The 2,169-nt window shown below is 64.0% G+C and carries 3 protein-coding genes; all 3 read left to right on the top strand.

Going from position 1 to position 2,169, the window contains the following annotated elements; translation table 11 throughout:
• The coding region (locus tag WCB02_RS39420) for an NADPH:quinone reductase (RefSeq protein ID WP_423967793.1) at positions 1-824 on the top strand (824 nt) is incomplete at its 5' end.
• A gap of 24 nt (positions 825-848) precedes the next feature.
• Positions 849-1,694 (top strand): MBL fold metallo-hydrolase, encoded by an 846-nt coding sequence (locus WCB02_RS39415; RefSeq protein WP_423967791.1) that lies wholly within the window; start codon positions 849-851, stop codon positions 1,692-1,694.
• Positions 1,695-1,794: 100 nt separating this feature from the next.
• Positions 1,795-2,169: fumarylacetoacetate hydrolase family protein (locus tag WCB02_RS39410; RefSeq protein ID WP_423967789.1), on the top strand; the 375-nt coding region annotated here is incomplete at its 3' end.

The raw sequence follows: 2,169 nt of genomic DNA, 5'->3' as shown, positions 1-2,169 counted from the left end.
TGAGCCTGCCGTCGGGGTTCGGAACCGACTATGCCGGGGTCGTCGACCAGGTCGGTGACGGCGTGACCCGCCTCGCGCTCGGCGAGCGTGTCTGGCTGTTCAACGGTCAGCGCAACGGCCGCGCCTTCGGCACCGCGGCCGAATGTATCGCGCTCTCGGACCATCTGGTGACGAAGTTGCCGGATCGCCTCTCGTTCGCACAAGGTGCGACGCTCGGTGTTCCCGCGATGACCGCCTGGTGCTGCCTGTTCTGCGACGGTCCGGTCGCCGGGCAGACGGTGCTCGTGACCGGCGGCGCCGGCGCGGTCGGGCATTATGCGGTGCAGCTTGCGAAGTGGGGCGGGGCGCGCGTGATCGCGACGGTCAGTTCGGCCGTCAAAGACGAGCAGGCGCGGCTTGCCGGCGCTGACCTGGTGGTGAACTACAAGACGGATGACGTGGTCGCAAAGGTGCTGGCTTTGACCGGACAGCGCGGCGTCGACCGCGTGGTCGATGTCGATTTCGGCGGCAATGTCTCAACCACGCCAAAACTGATGGCGATGAACTCGACCATCGCGGTCTACGCGACCAACGGCAATCGCAATCCCGTTGTGCCGATGCGCGAGCTGATGGAAAAATGCATCGCCTTGCGCACGCTGGTGCTGTTCGCGCTGCCGCCTCCTTTGCTCGCCGCGGCGCAAGCCGATATTCCGAAATGGCTCGCCGCGGGGCCGCGGATCCACAACATCGCCGCGCAGTTTCCGCTGTCACAGACGGCGGAGGCGCATCTCGCGGTGGAAAAAGGCGACAAGCTCGGCACGGTGATCGTCGACTGCGCGCGATAGACAACGAGATACGGGAGATGCCGGATGCAGTGGACGGTCGGCAAGGTTCGGATCACCAAGGTCGTCGAGCTCGAAACCATTGGCTCGACGCGCTTCATCCTGCCACTCGCGACCAATGACGAGATTGCGAAACTACCCTGGCTGATCCCGCATTTCGCGACCGAAGAAGGCCGGCTGAAAATGTCGATCCATTCGCTGGTGGTCGAAACCCCGACCCGCCGCATCGTGGTCGATACCGGGCTCGGCAACGACAAGCAGGGCCGCAACGTGCCGACCTGGAACAACCGCAGCGGACCCTATCTCGAAACCCTGACCGCAGCAGGCTTTGCCCCTGACAGCATCGACACCGTGCTGTGCACACATCTGCATGTCGATCACGTCGGCTGGAACACCAGGCTTCTCGACGGCCGCTGGGTGCCGACCTTTGCCAATGCGCGCTATATCTTCGGCAGGACCGAGTATGAACACTGGCGCGACCACAGCGACGCGCCGGACAAGAAGGCCGTGTTCGACGACTCGGTGAAACCGATCGTCGATGCCGGCCGGGCCGAACTGGTCGCGGGCGATGCGCGGCTCGCCGAGGAAATTACGATGATCCCCACGCCCGGCCACAGCCCCGGCCATATGAGCATTCTGATCGAGTCGGACGGCGAGCAGGGCCTCCTGACCGGCGACGTCGCCCATCATCCGTGCCAGATGGCGCATCTCGACTGGTCGTCGACCGCCGATTCCGACCCCGTGCAGTCGGCGGCGACGCGGCGCCAGTTGTTCTCCCGCTTTGCCGACACCCCGACCTTGGTGATCGGGGGCCATTTCAATGCCGGCCACATCAAGCGCACGGGAAATGCCTTTCAATTCGATGCCTTTTAATTCATCGCCTGGCGGCGATTTGGCGGCGCTGTGGCGGTTGAAATTCCTCCCCGCCTGTTCCAAAAGCGTCTTGGCGAGAAACCCCAGGGAGTAGAGACACATGAAGCTCGTTCGTTATGGCGCGAAGGGTCAGGAAAAGCCTGGCCTGATCGACAAAGCCGGCCAGTTGCGCGACCTCTCGGCGCAGATCAGGGATCTCGACGGCGAAGCCTATGCGCCGGCCTCGCTGAAGAAGCTCGCCGACATCGACCCCGCCTCGCTTCCCGCGGTCGGCGGCAACCCACGGTTGGGCGCTCCGGTCACCGGCATCTCCAAATTCGTCGCGATCGGGCTGAACTACTCTGATCATGCCAAGGAGACCGGCAATCAAATCCCGACCGAGCCGATCTTCTTCCTGAAGGCCAATACCGCGCTGTCCGGCCCGAACGATCCGGTCGAAAAGCCGCGCGGCTCGACCAAGCTCGACTGGGAGGTC

It is taken from the genome of Bradyrhizobium sp., assembly GCF_049581145.1.
Taxonomy (GTDB): Bacteria; Pseudomonadota; Alphaproteobacteria; order Rhizobiales; family Xanthobacteraceae; genus Bradyrhizobium.
Note: the sequence above shows the minus strand (reverse complement) of the source record. Positions and strands in the feature narration are given on the sequence as shown.